The organism is Mesorhizobium sp. M7A.F.Ca.CA.004.04.2.1 (genome assembly GCF_004022825.1).
Classification (GTDB): domain Bacteria; phylum Pseudomonadota; class Alphaproteobacteria; order Rhizobiales; family Rhizobiaceae; genus Mesorhizobium.
The window spans coordinates 1-1,726 of record NZ_RZPH01001168.1 but is presented as its reverse complement, the minus strand read 5'-3'; the positions used below and the strand labels follow the sequence as shown (position 1 = coordinate 1,726).

The 1,726-nt window shown below is 62.2% G+C and carries 3 protein-coding genes and 1 pseudogene; 2 read left to right on the top strand and 2 right to left on the bottom strand.

Going from position 1 to position 1,726, the window contains the following annotated elements:
* Nucleotides 1–352: DUF6481 family protein (locus EN893_RS32565; RefSeq protein WP_128362117.1), on the top strand; the 352-nt coding region annotated here is incomplete at its 5' end.
* Nucleotides 353–483: 131 nt separating this feature from the next.
* Here EN893_RS32565 and sugE read toward each other — a convergent pair.
* Nucleotides 484–798: a quaternary ammonium compound efflux SMR transporter SugE gene (gene sugE / locus EN893_RS32560; RefSeq protein WP_013528463.1), complete on the bottom strand. Its 315-nt coding sequence runs from the start codon at nt 796–798 to the stop codon at nt 484–486.
* Nucleotides 799–1,004: 206 nt separating this feature from the next.
* A complete protein-coding gene (locus EN893_RS39935) occupies nt 1,005–1,130 on the bottom strand; it encodes a hypothetical protein (RefSeq protein ID WP_013528464.1) in 126 nt (41 codons plus the stop codon).
* Between the two features lie 210 nt (nt 1,131–1,340).
* On the opposite strand from EN893_RS39935, the pseudogene EN893_RS32550 reads away from it, so the two are divergent.
* Nucleotides 1,341–1,726: pseudogene (locus EN893_RS32550) on the top strand (transglutaminase family protein); the annotation flags it as partial.

The following is a 1,726-nucleotide window of genomic DNA, read 5'->3' as shown; positions in this document are numbered from 1 at the left end:
CTTCAAGGCAAAGCCGGCGGCGGATGATCCCGCTGTGCTGGCGCGGCAGGCTGAACGCAAGGCGATCCTCGCGGCCCGCGAAATCCGCGAAGCTGAAAAGGCTCGGCTGAAGCAGGAGAAGCTGGCACGCGAAGCGGTCGAGAAGGCCGAGCGCGAGGCAGCAGCCGAAGCGGCACGTATCGCCGCCGAGGAAGCTGCACAGGCTGAGGCCAAGATTCGGGAATCCGAAGAGAACGAGCGCATCGCCCGTTTTCTGGCCGACGAAGCCGAACGCAAGGCCAAGCGTGACGCGCGTTATGCGGCACGCAAGCAGCGCACCGGCAGGACGCCGCCGGGCTTCTCCGCCCGCTAGCCTCAGGATTACCGAAGCAGCCAGCTTCGACAATCAGGGTCGCCTCACAGCGGCCCTGAAGGTGTTTGTCCCATGTCGCCCAAATATTGGTCCCGGTTCTGGGAGGATGACATGCGCAAACCAAAAGACCGTCAGGCGGCGAACTTCAGCCCCATGATGCCGCAGACGATGAGCGCGATGCAGGCCAGCCTGATCGCGGTGGCTGGTTCGCCGAGCAGCCAGATGCCGAGCAGTGCCGTACCGACGGTGCCGATGCCGGTCCACACCGCATAGGCGGTGCCAACGGGCAGCGCCTTCAGCGCCAGGCCGAGCAGAGTGAGGCTGACGACCATAGAGGCAACGGTCAGCACGGTCGGCACCAGTTTCGAGAAGCCATCTGTGTATTTGAGGCCGATTGCCCAGCCGATCTCGAACAGGCCGGCGAAAAAGAGAAGAATCCACGACATCGACAACGCTCCATCAGAGCATCGGACCGAAAGGTGATTTCGGCGTCCGACGATCAGTCAAACAATGGCGGGTCGTCCCGTCCGGATTTTGGGGAAGCGCGAGGTCGTCCCCGCCATGCCAATATAGGAATTTCGAGCGCTCGATCAACAGCGGCCGGCAACAGTGTCGCCGGCCGTAACCCTTATTGCGAAGTGGATCGCCGGACCTACTTGTCCTTGAGCTTCATCGCCTTGACCGGCGGCGCCTTCAGCGCGGGAGCCGGAGCGGGCTTCTTGGCGTCCTTCTTCGGCTTGCGGGCTTCCTTGCCTGCCTTCATCGCACCTTTAGCCATGATTCGTACCTCCTGATGTGGGACGCCAAGTGAAACAAGAGAACCGCCCGACCGCAAGGGGTTAGCGACCGTTGCCGGCGTCGCCGGATCGCTTTCAACCGGTTTCTAATTTGCTCGTAAACCATGACGGTCCGTGCGATGGTCATTTTCGCACTGCAGCATCGACCCGAGCTTCGCCGGGTGATCGTCAGGCAGGCCGTCAGGACGACAATGCGAATCCACATCGGCTGCGAGATGAGCTTCGACTTTCCGCAGGAAACGCCGCTCATCGCGATGCTGAATGTGCATTATTCGCGTGCCTCCGATCTCGAGCGGCCGGATTTCCTGATTTCCAACCCGCCGGTGCCGATCGAAAGCTATCGCGACAGTTTCGGCAATTGGTGCAACCGGTTCGTCGCGCCGCCCGGGCGTTTCACCTTCGGCACCGACGCGGTGATCCGCGATCCCGGCACTTTCGAGATGGGCGATCTGATGGCCTGGCAGCACGAGGTTCGCGACCTGCCGGCGGACACGCTGCTGTTCCTGCTGCCCAGCCGTTTTTGCGAAAGCGACCTTCTGGCTGATGAAGCGTGGCGGCTGTTCGGCAACACGCCGCT